Raw genomic sequence first — 17,735 nt, forward strand, 5'->3', positions numbered from 1 at the left:
AACCTGTGAGCGTTGCTGTGACACATCCGGCACCTAGACTCGGGGCCACAAGTGACCAGGAGGAGGAACGTTGGCGGGTCGTGAGAAGGACGGGTTCTGGGTGAAGACCGCGGCGGCGGTGTTCTACCCGATCACCTGGCTGGGCAAGCGGGTGACCCGGGGTGCCGAGCGGATTCCCCGCCAGGGCGGCGCGATCCTGGTGTTCAACCACATCTCGCACCTCGATCCCGTGGTGGACGCGGTCTTTGTGCACCGGAACAAACGAGTGCCCCGGTTCCTGGCCAAGGACAGCCTGTTCCGCATCCCGGTGGCGGGCAAGGTGATCGCCGGCGCGGGCACGATCCCGGTATACCGGGGCACCGCGAACGCGGGCGACAGCCTGCGTGCGGCCGACGAGGCGCTGCGCGAGGGCAAGATCATCTGCATCTACCCGGAGGGCACCATCAGCAAGGACCCCGAGGGCTGGCCGATGCGGTCGTTCCCCGGTGTCGCGCGGCTGGCGCTGGCCCACGACGTGCCGGTGCTGCCGATCGCGCGCTGGGGTACCCGCGACATCCTCAACGGTTACACCAAGAAGTTCACCCCGTTCCCCCGCAAGACCATCACGACCTATGTGGGTGAACCGGTGGACCTTTCCCAGTACCGGAGCGAAGGCACGCCGAGCAACGTGACCCTGATGCGCGTCACCGACCTGGTGATGACCGACGTGAAGAAGCTGCTCGCGGAGATCCGCGGCGAGCAGGCGCCGGCCGGGTTCTTCAACCCGAAGAAGGCCGAGGCCTGACATGGAACTCACACGAGTCGCCGTCCTGGGCGCGGGATCCTGGGGCACCACATACGCGAAGGTGATGGCCGACGCGGGCGTCGAGGTCGTGCTGTGGGCACGCCGTCCCGAGGTCGCCGCGGCCATCCGGGACAAGCACGAGAACCCCGCCTACCTGCCGGACATCCGGCTGCCGGACAACCTGACGTCCACTTCGGACCCACGCGAGGCGCTGGACGGCGCCGAGGCGGTGGTGCTCGCGGTGCCGAGCCAGAGCCTGCGCGCGAACCTCTCGGAGTGGCGCGAACTCCTGCCCGCCGGTGCGACGCTGGTCAGCCTGGCCAAGGGGGTGGAATTGGGAACTCTCAAGCGGATGAGCGAGGTCGTCGCCGAAGTCGCCGGAGTGCCCGCACATCACGTGGCCGTGGTGTCCGGACCGAACCTGGCCATGGAGATCGCGCTCGAACAACCGACCGCCACGGTCATCGCGTGTGAGGACCACGATCGTGCCGTCCTGATCCAGCACGCCAGTACGACCGGCTACTTCCGCCCGTACACCAACACCGATGTGGTCGGCTGCGAACTCGGCGGTGCCTGCAAGAACGTCATCGCGTTGTCCTGCGGGATGGCGACCGGACTCGGCTTCGGCAACAACACCGCCGCCACCCTTATAACAAGAGGTCTCGCGGAGACCGCACGGCTCGGCGTGGCGCTGGGTGCCGACCCGATGACGTTCGCCGGCCTTGCCGGGATGGGGGATCTGGTCGCGACCTGTTCGTCTCCGTTGTCCCGCAACCGAACCTTCGGCGAGCGGCTCGGGCGTGGACATACGTTCGATGAAGCGCTTGAGGCGACCCACGGTCAGGTCGCCGAGGGCGTGAAGTCCTGCTCGTCGATCCGGGAACTCGCGCTGCGGCACGGGGTCGACATGCCGATCACCGAAGTGGTGCACCGGGTCTGCCACGACGGCCTGGATCCGCAGAAGGCGGGCCCGGAGCTGATCGGCCGCAAGGTCAGGCCCGAACGATGACCGAACTGGGCGACGGGACCCGTTGTGTGCACGCGGGTCTGGCGGATCCCGTTCCCGGAACACCGTTGCTGGCCTCACCGGTGTTCGGCACCGGCTACCACTTGGGACATCCGTCCTACGGCTACGGCCGCGCGGACAACCCGACCTGGCGGGCACTCGAGGAGGCGATCGGGTCGCTGGACGGTGGGGAGTGCGTGGTCTTCCCGTCCGGCATGGCCGCCATCTCGGCTGTGCTCAGGACCTGCGAGGGCAGGCTCGTGTTGCCTTCGGACGGTTACTTCGTGACCCGCTCGTATGTCCAGTCGGAACTGCCATGGCTCGAGGTCGTCGAGGTGCCGACCGCGGGACCATGGCCCTCGTTCGACGGCGTGGGCCTGGTTCTGCTGGAGACGCCGTCGAACCCGGGACTGGATGTGTGCGATATCACTGCCCTGGCGGCGGAAGCGCACGCGGCCGGCGCGCTTCTGGCTGTGGACAACACGACCGCGACCCCGCTGGGGCAGCGTCCGCTGCAGCTCGGCGCGGACTTCGCTGTGGCCAGTGATACCAAAGCGCTTGCTGGGCACAGTGATGTCGTTCTTGGACACGTCACCTGCAGCGATCCCGCGCTGGCCGCCCGGATCCGCGAGTCGCGGACGTTCAGCGGGAGCGTGCCCGGGCCGTTCGAGACGTGGTTGGCGCACCGGGGACTTGGGACGTTGGACCTCCGGCTCGCGCGGCAGGCGGCCAACGCATCCGCTGTATATAAGGTGCTGTCCTCGGCGCCGGGCGTGACCGGGCTGCGATGGCCTGGGGCGCCAGAGGATCCGTCGCACGCCCTGGCGGCCCGGCAGATGCGCCGGTTCGGTGGGGTGCTGACGTTCTGTCTGCCTTCCGCGGCACACGTCGACCGGTTCCTCGCCGCGAGTTCCCTGGTGACCGGCGCGACGAGCTTCGGCGGCCTGCACAGCACCGCCGACCGCCGCGCGCAGTGGGGCGACCCGGTTCCCGAAGGCCTGGTCCGGTTGTCCGCGGGCTGCGAGGACACCGAAGACCTCGTCGCGGACATCCGCACCGCACTGTCCACCCTGGACACGTGACCCTCGTGTGTGGTTTCGGCCGTGCCCACACACGAGGGCTGACCAGCGGTATCCCACTATCAGGGCACTGGTTGTTCGTGGCTTGACGGGGTCGGCGGCCGCCTGCTTTCCTATTCGCCATGATGCGCGCCATGGCTGACGGACGGGGTCACATCGACCTCGCCTTCGTCGCGAGCGCGCTGTGTCTTCCTCGGTGATCGGCCCGTTGTCCTGTTCACGCCCGCTTTCCCGAGGAAAACCCCATGTTCGCCGTACCCGAGAACACCATTGCCCAGGCCGCTTCGCCCACGGCGGCTCACCCCCAGCGAGTCGCCCGCGCGGTCGCCCTTGACCGGGCCAAGTGGGCAGGTCTGCTGCGCTACGACCCGGTCGAGCGCTACACCGCGCTGATCGAGCGCACGCCCGAGTACGAGGTCTGGCTGATGAGCTGGCTGCCGGGCCAGTCGACCGACCTGCACGACCACGGCGACGCGACGGGTGCGTTCACTGTGGTCTCCGGCGTGCTCACCGAACGAGTGCTGCGGTCGGGCCTGGTGCACGACCTTCGTGCCGGGCAGTCACGGGTGTTCGCGCCCGGGTACGCGCACCAGGTGGTCAACTACAGCATCGACCCCGCGGTGAGCATCCACGTCTACGAGACCGCGCGGGAGATGCGCTCCTTCACGTGAACCGGTGTGTCCCAGCCGGTCTCCAGGTCCGGGCTCGGCTGCGGCTCACCCCACACCTGGGTGATCGGCAGCACGCCGGCCCAGGCCGTGTTCTCGGTGATGTCCTCGTCCTCGTCGACCGGTGGGCCGGACCGGACCTTCACCGAGGCCTCGGACAGATCCAGTGCCAGCACCACGGTCTGCGCCAGTTCCTTCTTGTTGGGCTCACGCGTGTGCTCCCACGACCCGGGCGCCAGGTGTTCGGTGAGCACGCGCAGTCCGTGCACTTTCTCGTCGCCTTCCAGCACCCGAGCCTGGCCGTGGATGATCGCGCACCGGTAGTTCACCGAGTGGTGGAACACCGAACGCGCGTAGACGATCCCGTCGAGATGCGTGACCGCGACGCAGATCTCGCTGGTAGCGGCCGTACGGAGGCTGCGCGCGCCCGAGGAACCGTGTAGATACAAGGTGTCCCCGTCGCGGCCGTAGCCGGTGGGCAGCACCAGCGGCGAGCCGTCGACGACGACCGAAAGGTGGCAGACCAGCCCGGCGTCGAGCACCGCGTCCAGGGCGTCCCGTTCGGTGACGGCGCGCTTCTTGCCGCGCTGGATCGTGCTTCGCGGGGTGGGTGAGAGTGCTGTCCGGTTCACGGTTTCCAGAATGACCGGCGAAGTGGCATCCTCAAAGGGCCAAAAACAGAAGAATTCGAAAGGCCAATTGTGTCCACCGACCCGCCGGCGCCGCCGGTCACCCTCGACCGCCAGCTGGAGACGCCCCTTGCTGTCCAGCTCGCCGACGCCTTGCGCTCGGCCGCCGCGGACGGACGGCTCCGCAGTGGCGACCGCCTGCCGTCGACCCGCGCGCTCGCGACCCGGCTGCGGGTCAGCCGAACCGTCACAGCAGCAGCATACGAGCAGTTGCACGCGGAGGGGTGGATCGCGGGCCGGCACGGATCGGGCACCTATATAACGACAGCCCCGCCGGGCAGCCTGCCGGAGAAGGGCCACCGGCCGCGCGCGTCCGCGCCCGAACGCCCGCTCGTCGACATGACACCCGGTTCGCCGTGGGCGGGCGGGATCGACCGCGCGGCCTGGCGACGGGCATGGCGGGCGGCCGCCGACCCGGAGCCGTTGCTCCGGCCGCAACGCGCTGGGCTGCCGGAGTATCGCGAAGTCATCGCCGAACACCTGTTGCGGCACCGGGGGTTGCGGGTCGGCACCGAGGACGAGACCGTGCTCGCCACGAGCGGCACGACTTCGGCGGTGTTCGAGCTGGCGTCCGCGGTGTTGGGGCGTGGGGCCACTGTTGCTGTTGAGGAGCCTGGGTATCAGCGTGCGGTCCAGACCATGCGCGCGGCCGGGCTGAACGTGGTGCAGGCACCCGTTGACGTCGAAGGGTTCCGGGTGGACTCGGTGCCCGCTTCGGTTCGTGCGGTGTACTGCTCGCCCGCGCACCAGTATCCGTTGGGCGGCCGGATGCCCGCGGGCCGGCGGGTGGAGCTGGTGGAACGGGCGCGGCGCGACGGCTGGCTCGTGATCGAGGACGACTACGACGGTGAGCTGCGCTATGACGTGGCACCGTTGCCTTTGCTGGCTGCCCTCGCCCCGGACGTCGTGGTGCACCTGGGAACCACGAGCAAGATCCTCACCCCGACGCTCGGCACGGGGTGGATGGTCGCGCCGCCATCGGTGGCCGCGGCGGTGTTGGCGCAGCGGGACATCACCGGGATGGGGCCGGCCGCGGCGGGCCAGCGGGTGCTGATCGAGATGGCGCGGCACGGTGATCTCGGCCGGCACCTGCGGCGGTTGCGCCGGGAACTGTCGGACCGCCGGTCGTTGATCGTGGATGCCTTGCAGTCAGCCGGGTTGGCTGTGCTTGGTGATGACGCTGGGGCGCATGTGGTGGTGCCGTTGGCTTCCGGACGGGCCGAAAAGGACGCCCGGCTCGCGGCCGAGGGGATCGGCGTCCGGGTCGACGGCCTCGCCCGGCACCACGCCGGCCGCGCACGCTGGCACGGGATCGCCTTGGGCTACGCGGCTTGTTCGCGTGACGAGCTCATCGGCGTATTACCGCAGCTAGTGGACCTGCTCAGGCGGGCACACGGCGACGGGTAAGGTCGGGCGGCATGAGCGAGCCGAAAACCCGAGTCGCCGTGATCTTCGGCGGTCAGAGCACCGAGCACTCCGTCAGCTGTGTCTCGGCTGCCAGCGTGCTCGCCAACATCGACACGTCCCGGTACGAGGTGCTGCCGATCGGCATCACCCCGCGGGGTTCCTGGGTGCTGGGGCCGTCGGATCCTGCTTCGCTGGCGCTGATCGGGCGTGAGCTGCCGTCGATCACCTCCGGCACCGAGCTGACGCTGTCGTCGTCGCGGCTGATCGGACTCGAGCGCGGCGAGACCCTGGCGTCGGTCGATGTGGTGTTCCCCCTGCTGCACGGGGCTTTCGGTGAGGACGGCACCATCCAGGGGCTGCTGGAGCTGGCGGGTGTGCCGTACGTCGGCGCGGGCGTGCTGTCGAGCGCGGTCGTGATGGACAAGGAGTACACCAAGAAACTCCTGGCCGCCGAGGGCATCGCGGTGGGCACGTACGAGGTGCTGCGCCCCAACGTACGCACCTTGTCCCAGGGGCAACGGGATCGGCTCGGGCTGCCGGTGTTCGTGAAGCCGGCGCGCGCGGGTTCGTCCTACGGCATCACCAAGGTCTCCTCGTGGGACGAGCTCGACGTCGCCATCGCGTACGCGCGGTCGGTGGACCCCAAGGTGATCATCGAGGCGATGGTGACCGGGCGGGAGCTGGAGTGCGGGGTGCTGGAGTTCCCCGACGGCCGGATCGAGGCGTCGCTGCCCTCCGAGGTGCGGTTCACCACCGGCGCGGAGTACTACGACTTCGAGACCAAGTACCTCAGCGAGGACTCGCTCGAGCTGGACATCCCCGCGAAGGTCAGCGACGCCATGATCGACGAGATCCGCGCGCTGTCCATCCGCGCCTTCCAGGCCATGGACGGGCAGGGCCTGGCGCGCGTGGACTTCTTCCTGCGCGAGGACGGCGAGCTGCTGGTCAACGAGCTGAACACGATGCCAGGCTTCACCCCGAGCTCCGCGTATCCCAAGATGTGGGCAGTGACCGGAGTGGACTATCAGTCGCTGGTGACCACATTGGTCGAAACCGCCATAGCGCGCGGAACCGGTCTGCGATAAGGAGAACAGCCGCCCCTGGGGCAGTTCGCGGCGGAGGCCGCCCCGGCGTGTCCCCCTTTCCTCCGCCTCGTGTCCCCCTTTCCTCCGTACCGTGTCCCCCTTGTCTCCAACGGAGAATTCGGGGTACGTGAATGTGGGACACGCGGGCGACGAACGGGGGACACGGCCGGGAGTGGGTCAGTCGAGGCGGCGGAGGGTGGATTTGTAGATCTTGATGTTGGCGATGTACTTGTCCACGGCGAAGGACCAGGAGTTGGGTGGGACTTCGTAGTTCTCGCGGATCTTGGCGGGGACGCCGAGGGCCATGCGGCGGGCGGGGATGCGGCTGTCGAACGACAGCACGGCGCCGGCGCCGAGGATCGCGCCCTCCTCGACCACGCAACCGTTGAGCAGCACCGAACCCGAGGCGATCAGGCAGTCGTCGCCCACGGTGGCGCCCTCGATGTGCACGTTGTGGCCGACCACGCAGTTGGCGCCGATCACCGTGGGGTGCACTTCGGTGCAGTGGATGACGGTGCCGTCCTGGATGCTCGTGCGCTCGCCGATCTGGATGCTGCCGTAGTCGCCGCGCAGCACCGCCTGCGGCCACACGGACGCGTTCGCGCGCAGCGTCACGTCGCCGATGACGGTCGCGTCGGGATGCACGTACGCATCCGGGTGGATGATCGGCTCGCGGTCACCGAGTGCGTAGATGGCCAAGATTCCTCCACAGTGGACTAACGCCAGTGCTGCCAGCCGCCGGGACCCTCGTAGGGCCTGCCGTCGACGGTCACGCCGTCGCCCCGCCAGACCGTGCCGATGGTCACCCAGCCCTCCGGGACCGAGCCGGGGCCGGGGAACGTCGCGGCCAGCGCGTGGTCCTCGCCGCCGGTGAGCACCCAGTGCCGGGGGTCGGCGCCGAGCGCGGTGCCGACGTCGACCAGCCGCTGGTGCACCTCCAGCAGGTCGGTCCGGACGTCGATGGCCACCCCAGAAGCCTCCGCGATGTGGTCGAGGTCTGCCAAGAGCCCGTCGGACACGTCGATCATCGCGGTCGCGCCCGCGTCCGCCGCCTGGGCGCCCGCCGCGTACGGCGGCTCGGGTGCGCGATGTGCGCTCACGACGCTCACCGGTGACCGGAAACCCCGGCCCAGCACGGCAAGTCCGGCGGCCGACCAGCCGAGCCGCCCGCACACCGCGACGACGTCACCGACGAGCGCGCCGGACCGCTTCACCGGCTCACGCCCCTGCATGTCTCCTAACGCGGTGACGGAGATCACCAGTGTGTCGGAGCTGACAATGTCGCCGCCGACGATGCCGACGCGAGCACGTGTCGCCTCCTTCCACATGCCCGCGGTGATGCCGTCCAGAAGCTCCACTGTGGTCTGCGGCGGGCAGGCCAACCCGACCAGAACCGCGGTCGGCGCGGCGCCCATCGCGGCCACGTCGGCGAGGTTCACCGCGACCGCCTTGTGACCCACCTGCTCTGGTGTAGACCAATCCAGGCGGAAGTGGACACCGGAGACGAGCACGTCCGTGCTGGCGACCACCCGGCCGTCGGAGGCGACCACCACCGCCGCGTCGTCCCCCGGCCCGAGCAGAGTGCCCGGCGGTTGGGCGCGGCCAACCGTCAACCGCTGAATGAGCGAGAACTCACCCAGATCAGCGACGGTGGCAGCCCCCTCTGGCGTGTCCGATCGCACAAAAGCCTCCGATACCGAATGTTCGGACCCCCGAACATTCCCCGCTTGGGGTACGTTGCTGACCACGTTCCTACCTTGAGCATTCTTGTCCAGACGAAGGGGCACGCCGGTGGTCCACGCATACATCCTGATCCAGACCGAGGTCGGCAAGGCGGCCGCGGTGGCGGCCGAGATCGCCGGAATACAGGGAGTGACCACCGCCGAGGACGTCACCGGTCCCTACGACGTGATCGTGCGGGCCGAGGCGGACAACGTGGACCTGCTCGGCCAGCTGGTGGTCGCCCGCATCCAGAACGTGGACGGGATCACACGCACGCTCACCTGCCCAGTGGTGCATCTCTGAGTCGTGCTGTAGTGGTGCGGTGAACCGGACCAGGGTTGTCATCGCGGCCAGTCTGTCCGTGGTGCTCATCGCCGGGGTGATCGTCTTCGGCATCGTCGTGCGCTCGCAGCAGCCGCCGGCGAAGCCGGTCCTGGTGCCCGTTCCCGCGCCCCAGGCGACTTCCGCGGACTGCACGGCGCTGCTCGGCAAGCTGCCGGAGAGCCTGCAGTCCGGGTCCACCGTACTCAGCAAAGCCGCACTGGCGGCCCCGGCCCCACCCGCGAGCGTGGCCTGGACGGACAACCAGTCCGAGCCGGTCGTACTGCGCTGCGGCCTGGACAAGCCCGCCGAACTGGGCCCCACCACGCAGACCCGGGCGATCGACGGCGTGCAGTGGCTGCCGATCGACGGCGCCGACGCGACCACTTGGTTCACTGTGGACCGGACGGTGTTCGTGGCGTTGACCGTGCCCACGGCGGCGGGCACGGGTCCGCTGCAGGACATCTCCAGGGCCGTCGGCCAGTTCCTCCCGAAGAAGACCTAGACCCGCTGGTCCAGGACCATTTCGGGGTGGTTATCCTCCGGCGGCATGGCACGCCCACTGCATGAAGTCATGGACCCCGGCTGGGCCGAGGCGCTGGCGCCGGTCGCGGACAAGATCGCCGCGATGGGCGAGTTCCTCCGCGAGGAGATCGCCGCGGGCCGCACGTACCTGCCCGCCGGCGAGAACGTGTTGCGCGCCTTCAAACAACCCTTCGACGACGTGCGGGTGCTGATCGTCGGCCAGGACCCGTACCCGACGCCGGGGCACGCGGTCGGCCTGTCGTTCTCGGTGGCGCCGGATGTCCGGCCGATCCCGAAGAGCCTGATCAACATCTACAAGGAGTACATGGAGGATCTGGGCTATCCCAAGCCCGGCAACGGTGATCTCACGCCATGGACCGAGAACGGCGTGCTGTTGCTCAACAGGGCGCTCACGGTGATGCCCGGCAAGCCGAACTCCCACCAGGGCAAGGGCTGGGAGGAAGTGACCGAGCGGGCGATCGTGGCGCTGGCGGAACGGAACAAGCCGCTCGTGTCGATCCTGTGGGGCCGCAACGCCCGCAACCTCCGTCCGCTGCTGGACCCGTTGCCCTGCATCGAATCCGCGCACCCCAGCCCGATGTCCGCGGCGGGCGGGTTCTTCGGGTCGCGGCCGTTCAGCCGGGCGAACGCGTTGCTGGAGCAGCAGGGCGCCGCACCGGTCGACTGGAAGCTGCCCTGACCAGGCATAATGGTCGCAGTGGGGATCACTGCGCTGATATTCGACTTCGACGGCCTGCTGATGGACACCGAGGGCACGATGGTCGCCAGCTGGCAGCACGAATGGCGGCACCACGGGCTTGAGCTGGACCTGGGAACGTTCTTCGTCGACCACGGTGGCGATGTCAGCGAGGAACGTTATGCGGCTCTGGCGGGCGCCGTCGGTCCCGAGTTCGACCGCGGCGCCAGCCACGCCCGCCGGGTGGCCCACCGAGACTCCCTGAACGCGGATCTCAAGGTGCCCCAAGGCATCCAGGACTGGATCGCGTCCGCCTCGGACCTGAAGCTGGCCGTCGCGAGCAGCTCCCCGACGACTTGGGTGCTGCCGTTCCTCGCACGTACGGGATACCTGTTCGACGTCGTGGCCTGCGGTGACGAGGTCGCGCACCCCAAGCCGGACCCTGGGGTCTACATCCTCGCGTTGGAACGGCTGGGCGTCGACCCGGCCGAGGCGATCGCCTTCGAGGACAGCCCGCACGGCGTCGCGGCCGCCAAAGCCGCGGGCCTCAAGTGCGTGGCCATCCCCACCAGGTACTCCGACCTCGCCCGCTACACCGCCGCCGACCTGGTCCTGACGAACTCCGCGGACAAGACCCTGGCGGAGATCCTCGACCTCGCGGCCGCCTAGCAGCCAGCGCCATGGTGTCGGCCGGATCTTCGCCGCGAGCGACTCGGCCCAGCACACCGCCTGCGTGATGGCCACGCAGGCTGGCGGGGCGGGATCGGGCGGGCGCCGCTGGCGGCGGGCAGGGACGCGAAACGGCCCGGGTGATCTGAACCACCCGGGCCGTCTCGTAAGTAGTACTTCAGCCGCGAACGACCTTGCCCGCCTTCAGGCAGGAGGTGCACACGTTCAGCCGCTTGCGCTGAGAGACGCCGACCTTGGCGTGCACGGTCTGGATGTTCGGGTTCCACCGCCGGTTGGTGCGCCGGTGGGAGTGCGAGACCGACTTGCCGAAGCCCGGCCCCTTACCGCAGACGTCGCAGACAGCAGCCACGGTAGTGTCCTTTCCTCATGAGTCGCCAGCAGACGATGCCAGCCAACAGTCATGCCCGGGCCGGCCGGGCAACTCTGACAGGGTAACGGGTCGGCGTCAGCGGCTCCAAACCGGCCCCTGGGGGTACCCTCGCGCAGGCTCGCCTGATGAGAGGATTCCCACCGTGTTGCAGGCCCTGGACGCCGCCGCGATCCGCCGTTGGGCGGCGGTCTGCGTACGGTCGCTGGACGCGCAGCGCCAGGCCATCGACGGTATCAACGTCTTCCCGGTGGCCGACGGTGACACCGGGTCGAACCTGCTCGCGACCTTCCGCGCGGCGCTGGAGTCGCTGCTCAGGGCGCCGGTGGACGAACGGTCCGAGGCGGGCGCGGCCCTGTCGGTGCTGGCCAAGGGCGCGCTGGCGGGCGCGCGGGGGAACTCCGGCGTGATCGTGTCGCAGATGCTGCGCGGCCTGGCCGAGACCCTCCGCGACGTCGACGAGGCCCGCGCTCAGGACGTGAACAAAGCCCTGGTCAGAGCGGCCGAACTGGCCTGTGAGGCGGTCGCCGAGCCCAAGGCGGGCACGATGCTGACGGTCCTGACGGCGTCCGCCGCGGCCGCCCGCCGGGTCCGTGGCGACTCGTTGCACGAGGTCATGTCGGTCGCCGTGCGCGCGGCCGCCGACGCACTCGCGTTGACCCCACAGCAGCTTGAGGTCCTGGCCGAGAACGGTGTTGTCGACGCCGGGGGCCGGGGTGTGCTTGTGGTGCTGGAGTCCCTGGTCACGGTGGTGAACGAACGCGATGAGCCGGTCGTGCCGTTCTCGGTGCCGATCAGCTCCCCGGTGGCTGCTCGCGAGGCCGGGTCGACCGAGTTCAACTACGAGGTCATGTACCTGCTCGACGGCACGACCGAGGAGAAGACGGGCCGGCTCCGGGACGTCCTCGGTCAGCTGGGCGACTGCGTGTCGGTGGTCGGCGACGGCGCTGGGCTGTGGACCGTTCACGTGCACTGCAACGACATCGGCGCGGCCATCGAGGCGGGCGTGGAGACCGGCCGCCCGCACCGGATCATGGTCGCCCGGTTCGCCGACGCCGAGGGCGCGCCGTCGAGGTTCGGCCGCCAGCGGGTGGTCGTGATCCCGGCGCGCGGCGCGGGCATCGCGCACCTGTTCCGCACCGAAGGCGCGCTGGTCCTGGAGATCGGCGACCACGACGAGCCGGACGTCTGGGACCTGCTGAACCTGATCACCTCGACCGGCGCCTCGCACGTGACGGTCCTGCCCGGCGACGAGTCGCTGGTCGGCATCGCGGACGAGGCCGCGACCAGGGCGGTCGCCGGGGGGCAGGACGTGGTGGTGATCCCGTGCGTGTCCCCGGTGCAGGCCATGGCCGCGCTGGCCGTGCACGACTCCGCCCGGCGCGCCGGGGACGACGTGGTCGCGATGGCCGAGGCCTCGGCGGCGACGCGCCGCGGTGAGCTGGTCGTGGCGGACGCCGACGCGATCACCTGGATCGGGCCGTGCGAGCGCGGTGACCTGCTGGGGTTCGCCGACGGGGACGTCATGCGGATCGAACACGGCCCGCCGACCGACGAGAAGGTGATCGCCGCGGCCTGCGCGGTGGTCGACCGGATGCTGGCCGCGGGCGGCGAGCTCGTCACCGCGCTGATCGGCCACGGCGCCCCCGACGACCTCGAGGACGCCGTGGAGAAGCACATCCGCTTCGACCACCCCGCCGTCGAGTTCGTCGCCTACCGCGGCGGTCAACGCGACACCCTCCTGATCCTCGGGGTGGAGTGAACCAGGAACTGTCAGTGGCGACCTCTACCTTCACCTTGCAATCAACCCCCGGCTTGGCCGCGCCGGTCATTTCCGGGTCGCGACACGCCCGCCGTCGCCCCGGCTACAGTGGCTGCCGTCCCGAGAGCGACGGCGGTCGCGTGGCGCGGCCCGGAAATGACCGGCTTTCGGCGGCCAAGCCCGTCCGAGCGAAGCGAGGACAATAAGCACAGTGGCTTCTTTTGACGATGGTCTGCAGGCCTTGCTGGGCAAGAAGTCGGCCGATGCGCTGGCCGGCGCTCTTGACCTGCACACGGTCGCCGACCTGCTGCGGCACTACCCCCGCCGGTACTTCGAGCGCGGCGATCTGACCAGCATCGCCGGGCTGGAGATCGGCGAGCACGTCACGGTGGTCGCGGAGATCCGCAAGGTCAACTCGGTGCGGATGAAGACCCGGCGCGGGACGCGCACCGAGGTCGAGATCACCGACGGGCAGCGGGTGCTGTCGCTCGCGCTGTTCAACCAGCAGGGCCGGTACAAGGACAAGCTGGCGGTCGGCGCGCGGGGGTTGTTCGCCGGCAAGGTCAGCATGTTCAACCACAAGCTGCAGCTGCAGAACCCGGAAATCGAGCTGTTCGAGGACGAGAACGTCTCCGCCGAGGAGGCGATGCGCAAGCTGGTGCCGGTCTACCCGGCCGCGCAGAAGCTGCAGACTTGGCAGATCGCCAAGTGCGTCAAGCAGGTCCTGGAGATGTGGGACGGCGCGGACGACCCGATGCCGGGGGAGCTGCTGGCCGGGCGCAAGCTGCTCGGGCTGGAGGCGGCGTTGCGCGCGATCCACCTGCCGGAGGGGTGGGAGCAGGTCACCAGCGCGCGCAAGCGGCTGAAGTGGGACGAGGCGATCGCGGTGCAGATCGCGCTCGCCCGCCGCCGGCACGCCTCCGCGGTGCGGCCCGCGCCCGCGTGCCCGCCGAAGTCGAACGGGATCCTGGACGCGTTCGACAAACGCCTGCCGTTCACGTTGACCGCAGGCCAGCAGGAGGTCGGCCAGGCGATCGCGGACGACCTGTCCGGTCAGCACCCGATGAACCGGTTGCTGCAGGGCGAGGTCGGCAGCGGCAAGACGATCGTGGCGCTGCGGGCGATGCTGCAGGTCGTCGACTCCGGGCGGCAGGCGGCGATGCTCGCGCCGACGGAAGTCCTTGCCGCGCAACACGCCCGCTCGTTGCGGGAGATGCTCGGCGACCTGGCGCAGGCGGGTGAGCTGGGTGGTGCCGAGGAGGCGACCCGGCTGACGCTGCTGACCGGATCGTTGCCCGCGGCTCAACGCAAGCAGGCCCTGCTCGACGCGGCCAGCGGCGCCGCGGGGATCGTGGTGGGCACGCACGCGTTGATCCAGGAGACCGTGCAGTTCGCCGATCTGGGCTTCGTCGTGGTGGACGAGCAGCACCGGTTCGGTGTGGAGCAACGGGATGCCTTGCGCACCAGGGGGACCGACGGGTCGAGCCCGCACGTGCTGGTGATGACCGCGACCCCGATCCCGCGCACGGTCGCCATGACCGTGTACGGCGACCTGGAGACGTCCGCGCTGCGTGAGCTGCCGCAGGGGCGTTCGCCGATCGCGACGAACGTGGTCCCGGTCGCGGAGAAACCAGGGTGGCTCGACCGTGCCTGGCAACGGCTGCGCGAGGAAGTCGGGAAGGGACACCAGGCGTACGTGGTGTGCCCGCGGATCGGCGAGGCCGGCGCGGAGGAGTCCGAAGAGGAGCCACCGCCGGACGACGACACCGGCCGCCGCGCACCGGTCGCGGTGGAGGAGGTCGCGCCGCAGCTCGCGGCGGGTCCGTTGCAGGGACTGAAGATCGCGATCCTGCACGGCAAGATGGCCGCGGAGGACAAGGACATGACCATGCGCGCGTTCGCCGCGGGCGAGGTGGACGTGCTGGTCGCGACCACCGTGGTCGAGGTCGGCGTGAACGTCCCGAACGCGACGATGATGGTGATCCTGGACGCCGACCGGTTCGGCGTCAGCCAGCTGCACCAGCTGCGCGGCCGGGTCGGCCGGGGCAGCGCGCCCGGGTTGTGCCTGCTGGTCAGCGAGGCGCTGGAGGGCACGTCCACCCGGGAGCGGCTGGACGCGGTGGCGTCCACATTGGACGGGTTCGAGCTGGCCCAGCTGGACCTGGAGATCCGCCGCGAGGGCGACATCCTCGGCGCGGCCCAGTCCGGTCGGCGCTCGCAGCTGAAGATGCTGTCGCTCGTGCAGGACGTCGAGGTGATCACCGAGGCGCGGGCGGAGGCGCAGCGGATCGTCGCCAAGGACCCGGAACTGGCCCGCTACCCGGGCCTCGCGTCGATGGCGGACGCGCTGGTGGACGACGAACGGGCCGAATATCTGCAGAAAGCCTGATGCCCCGTCTGCTAACGTTGGTGACGTGAAGCGCGCCTTGATGACGACGACGCCGGAAACCGTCCCGGCGCGCTGACCCACGTCTGATCGAAGCCCCGGGGCGAGTGGCCCCGGGGCTTCGCCATGTGGTGGTCACTCGTTCCCCTGCGAAAGGGATCACCATGAACGACCACCGCAAGCTCGGCCGCTCCCTCGAACTGTTCGACACCGACCCGATGATCGGCGCGGGCCTGCCGTACTGGCTGCCCGACGGCGCCATCGTCCGGCACACCCTGGAGGAGTACATCCGTGACGTCGAACGAAGGCACGGGTACAAACACGTGTACTCGCCGGTGCTGGGCAAACGGTCGCTGTACGAGCTTTCCGGGCACTGGGAGCACTATCACGACGACATGTACCCGCCGATGGCCGTCGGCGAGGAGGAAATGGTCCTGCGGCCCAGTTTGTGCCCGCACCACGCGTTGATCTACCGGTCGCGGTCGCGGAGCTACCGCGAGCTTCCGTTGCGGATAGCGGAGATCGGCGGGATGTTCCGGTCCGAACTGTCCGGTGTGCTCGGTGGCCTGACCAGGGTCCGTGCGATCACCCTCAACGACGCGCACATCTTCTGCACCCTCGACCAGGTGGCGGCCGAGGCGCGGGCGGCGCTGGACCTGATCCACGCGGCATATGCGTCGATGGGCGTCTCCGTGGCCCGCTACCGGCTGTCCCTGCCCGGCGAAGGCGCCAAATACGTTGCCAATCCTGAGGACTGGGCTCGTGCGGCGGACATCCTCCGTGACGTGCTGGGAGATCTGCCGTACGAAGCCGTCGCTGGTGAGGCGGCCTTCTACGGCCCCAAGATCGACATCCAGATCGCCGATCCGATGGGCCGCGAGTCGACCCTGTCGACCATCCAGGTCGACTTCCACCAGCCCGCGCAGTTCGAGCTGGAGTACATAGACGCGCAGAACACCAAGCAGCGGCCGGTGATGGTGCACCGGAGCATCATCGGCAGCCTGGAACGCGCGGTGGCGCACCTGATCGAGCAGCACGGCGGCGCTTTCCCGGCCTGGCTGGCGCCAGTGCAGATCGCGGTGTTGCCGGTGTCCGGCAACGAGATCCCGGCCGCGCAGAAGTTCGCCGAACTGTGCGTCAACCGTGGATTGCGGGCTGAGATCGCCTACGAGGGCAGCCTGGGCGCCCGGATCCGGGAGGCGCGGCTGGTTCCGTACCAGGCGGTGATCGGTCCGAAGGAAGCCGCCGCAGGCGAAGTCGCTCTACGGCTGCGCGACGGCAAACACCTGGACGCCCAACCAGGCGAACACCTCATCGGCCACATCGCCGCCCAAACCGAGTCCCATGCCCCAACCCTTTGGTAAACCCACAGGTCGGCTCTCGTGAGTGGTTGTACTGGTTCTGACCGGCATAACCACTCACGAGGGGCCAGCTGGGGCTTAGTCGGGGTCTTGCTCGAAGTGGTTGATGGCCTCCTGGACCGCTTTGTTGGTCGCGGCCAGGCGGGCGGCTATCTCGTCGCGCAGTTCCAGCAGGCGCTTGGTCTCGGCGTCCGCCTTGGCCTGCTTTTCCTCGGCGGCCGCCAGGATCTCGGCGGCGATCTCCTCCGCCTCGGCCTTCGTGGTGGCGGCGAGCTGTTCGGCCTCGGCCTGCTTCGCCACGATCTCCGCGACGACCGCGGCCGCCTCGCTGTTGCGTTTCTGCTCGGCCTCGGCGTCCAGCGCCGCCCGCTGCATCGCGGCGTCCTTCTCCAGCTGGGCCGCGGCCTGCTCGGCCACCGTCTTGAGCCGGGCCGCCTCGGCCTGCGCCTCCGCCATCAACTGGGTGTGTTCGGCGGCCAGCTTGGTGCGCAGGCCGTCGTACTCCTTGTCCAGCTCGTCGTGGTGCTTGGTGTACTTCTCCTCGAGCTCCTGGCGGCGGCGGTCCAGCTCGGCCATCCGGCCGTCGTGCGCGGTCTGCAGCTCCTCGGCCAGCTTGTCCGCCTCGGCGCGCATCTTGGCCGCGTACTTGTCCGCGTCCTCGCGGATGCTCACCGCGTACTTGTCGGCGTTGAACCGGGTCTCGGTGGCGTACTTGTCCGCCTCCGCCTTGATCTTGGCGACGTGCTCCTCGCCGTCCCGGCGCAGCTCCTCGACCTCCTCGTCGGCCAGGCGCATCATCTCCCGCACGCGCTCGGTCATCGCCGTCGCGCTGCTGGGGTTGGTCGCCATCCGTTCGAGACGGGCCTTGGTCTCGGTCAGTTCCTGCTGGGCGTAGTTGAGCGCCTTGGACAGCTCGGCGACCCGGGCCATCGCCTCGTCGCGGCTCTTCGCCGCGTTCTTGAGGTCGTAGCCGAGCCGGGTGACCCGCTCGTTGACCTGACGCTGGTTGTATCCGCGCAGGACGATGTCGAAGTGGGCGGACTGGGGTTTCTGCGACTCGTCGGCAACGGCCATTCTGCCACTTTAGTGAATCCCTCGATCGTGCGAACCGTGAGGTAGGCCGTCCGGCCGGAGAAGATCTTGGTCCAGATGGACCAGCAGCTCCGCGGGCGAGGTTGGTTGGTAG

Annotated in this window: 18 protein-coding genes; 13 read left to right on the forward strand and 5 right to left on the reverse strand. The window is 69.4% G+C overall.

Annotated elements, in window-relative coordinates:
• Window positions 1-70: 70 nt before the first annotated feature.
• The 4 genes from AB0J95_RS39535 (at window position 71) to AB0J95_RS39550 (ending at window position 3,540) form a co-directional block, all read left to right on the forward strand.
• The gene (locus AB0J95_RS39535) at window positions 71-784 is read left to right on the forward strand and encodes a lysophospholipid acyltransferase family protein (RefSeq protein WP_364769954.1); all 714 of its coding nucleotides are present in this window, start codon (window positions 71-73) and stop codon (window positions 782-784) included.
• A gap of 1 nt (window position 785) precedes the next feature.
• Window positions 786-1,793, forward strand: coding sequence for an NAD(P)H-dependent glycerol-3-phosphate dehydrogenase (locus AB0J95_RS39540; RefSeq protein WP_364769956.1), 1,008 nt, complete (start codon window positions 786-788; stop codon window positions 1,791-1,793).
• A complete protein-coding gene (locus AB0J95_RS39545; protein ID WP_364769958.1) occupies window positions 1,790-2,872 on the forward strand; it encodes a cystathionine gamma-lyase in 1,083 nt (360 codons plus the stop codon). The genes AB0J95_RS39540 and AB0J95_RS39545 overlap by 4 nt, the downstream gene beginning before the upstream one ends.
• 242 nt (window positions 2,873-3,114) lie before the next feature.
• On the forward strand, window positions 3,115-3,540 hold the full coding sequence (locus tag AB0J95_RS39550) for a cysteine dioxygenase family protein (protein ID WP_364769960.1): 426 nt from the start codon (window positions 3,115-3,117) through the stop codon (window positions 3,538-3,540).
• Here AB0J95_RS39550 and AB0J95_RS39555 read toward each other — a convergent pair.
• Complete coding sequence (locus AB0J95_RS39555) at window positions 3,504-4,169, reverse strand: pyridoxamine 5'-phosphate oxidase family protein (protein ID WP_364769962.1); 666 nt, start codon at window positions 4,167-4,169, stop codon at window positions 3,504-3,506. The two genes, AB0J95_RS39550 and AB0J95_RS39555, sit on opposite strands and share 37 nt — an antisense overlap.
• A gap of 69 nt (window positions 4,170-4,238) precedes the next feature.
• Here AB0J95_RS39555 and AB0J95_RS39560 point away from each other — a divergent pair, with 69 nt between their 5' ends.
• Together AB0J95_RS39560 and AB0J95_RS39565 are read left to right on the forward strand one after the other, a co-directional pair.
• Window positions 4,239-5,633 (forward strand): PLP-dependent aminotransferase family protein, encoded by a 1,395-nt coding sequence (locus tag AB0J95_RS39560; protein ID WP_364769964.1) that lies wholly within the window; start codon window positions 4,239-4,241, stop codon window positions 5,631-5,633.
• A gap of 11 nt (window positions 5,634-5,644) precedes the next feature.
• Entirely contained in the window at window positions 5,645-6,718 is a 1,074-nt protein-coding gene (locus tag AB0J95_RS39565; protein WP_364769966.1) for a D-alanine--D-alanine ligase family protein, read from the forward strand.
• A gap of 177 nt (window positions 6,719-6,895) precedes the next feature.
• Here the strand turns inward: AB0J95_RS39565 and AB0J95_RS39570 are convergent, their stop codons facing one another.
• Together AB0J95_RS39570 and AB0J95_RS39575 are read right to left on the reverse strand one after the other, a co-directional pair.
• Window positions 6,896-7,417 carry a gamma carbonic anhydrase family protein gene (locus AB0J95_RS39570; protein WP_364769968.1) on the reverse strand — a complete coding sequence of 174 codons (522 nt, stop codon included), beginning with the start codon at window positions 7,415-7,417 and terminating at the stop codon, window positions 6,896-6,898.
• A gap of 17 nt (window positions 7,418-7,434) precedes the next feature.
• The gene (locus AB0J95_RS39575; RefSeq protein ID WP_364769970.1) at window positions 7,435-8,400 is read right to left on the reverse strand and encodes a thiamine-phosphate kinase; all 966 of its coding nucleotides are present in this window, start codon (window positions 8,398-8,400) and stop codon (window positions 7,435-7,437) included.
• 109 nt (window positions 8,401-8,509) lie between these two features.
• Between AB0J95_RS39575 and AB0J95_RS39580 the strand changes: the two genes are divergently transcribed.
• From AB0J95_RS39580 to AB0J95_RS39595, 4 genes are read left to right on the forward strand one after another with little or no spacing between them, the layout of a single operon-like run.
• Window positions 8,510-8,743, forward strand: a complete 234-nt coding sequence (locus AB0J95_RS39580; RefSeq protein WP_364770204.1) for an Lrp/AsnC ligand binding domain-containing protein — start codon at window positions 8,510-8,512, stop codon at window positions 8,741-8,743.
• A 19-nt stretch (window positions 8,744-8,762) separates the two neighbouring features.
• Complete coding sequence (locus tag AB0J95_RS39585; protein ID WP_364769972.1) at window positions 8,763-9,266, forward strand: DUF3515 domain-containing protein; 504 nt, start codon at window positions 8,763-8,765, stop codon at window positions 9,264-9,266.
• A 45-nt stretch (window positions 9,267-9,311) separates the two neighbouring features.
• Window positions 9,312-9,986, forward strand: coding sequence for a uracil-DNA glycosylase (locus AB0J95_RS39590; RefSeq protein ID WP_364769974.1), 675 nt, complete (start codon window positions 9,312-9,314; stop codon window positions 9,984-9,986).
• Window positions 9,987-10,004: 18 nt separating this feature from the next.
• Window positions 10,005-10,652: an HAD-IA family hydrolase gene (locus tag AB0J95_RS39595; protein ID WP_364769976.1), complete on the forward strand. Its 648-nt coding sequence runs from the start codon at window positions 10,005-10,007 to the stop codon at window positions 10,650-10,652.
• A gap of 178 nt (window positions 10,653-10,830) precedes the next feature.
• Here AB0J95_RS39595 and rpmB read toward each other — a convergent pair whose 3' ends face one another.
• Window positions 10,831-11,022: a 50S ribosomal protein L28 gene (rpmB, locus tag AB0J95_RS39600; protein ID WP_145938227.1), complete on the reverse strand. Its 192-nt coding sequence runs from the start codon at window positions 11,020-11,022 to the stop codon at window positions 10,831-10,833.
• A 163-nt stretch (window positions 11,023-11,185) separates the two neighbouring features.
• Between rpmB and AB0J95_RS39605 the strand changes: the two genes are divergently transcribed.
• The 3 genes from AB0J95_RS39605 to thrS all read left to right on the forward strand — a co-directional run bounded on the left by AB0J95_RS39605 (window position 11,186) and on the right by thrS (window position 16,552).
• Window positions 11,186-12,802 (forward strand): DAK2 domain-containing protein, encoded by a 1,617-nt coding sequence (locus AB0J95_RS39605; RefSeq protein WP_364769978.1) that lies wholly within the window; start codon window positions 11,186-11,188, stop codon window positions 12,800-12,802.
• Window positions 12,803-13,013: 211 nt separating this feature from the next.
• The gene (gene recG, locus AB0J95_RS39610) at window positions 13,014-15,191 is read left to right on the forward strand and encodes an ATP-dependent DNA helicase RecG (RefSeq protein ID WP_364769980.1); all 2,178 of its coding nucleotides are present in this window, start codon (window positions 13,014-13,016) and stop codon (window positions 15,189-15,191) included.
• A 161-nt stretch (window positions 15,192-15,352) separates the two neighbouring features.
• A complete protein-coding gene (gene thrS / locus AB0J95_RS39615; RefSeq protein WP_364769982.1) occupies window positions 15,353-16,552 on the forward strand; it encodes a threonine--tRNA ligase in 1,200 nt (399 codons plus the stop codon).
• A 75-nt stretch (window positions 16,553-16,627) separates the two neighbouring features.
• Here the strand turns inward: thrS and AB0J95_RS39620 are convergent, their stop codons facing one another.
• On the reverse strand, window positions 16,628-17,623 hold the full coding sequence (locus AB0J95_RS39620; protein ID WP_364769983.1) for a hypothetical protein: 996 nt from the start codon (window positions 17,621-17,623) through the stop codon (window positions 16,628-16,630).
• Window positions 17,624-17,735 lie beyond the last annotated feature (112 nt).

This window comes from Actinocrispum sp. NPDC049592 (genome assembly GCF_040675465.1).
GTDB lineage: Bacteria > Actinomycetota > Actinomycetes > Mycobacteriales > Pseudonocardiaceae > Kibdelosporangium.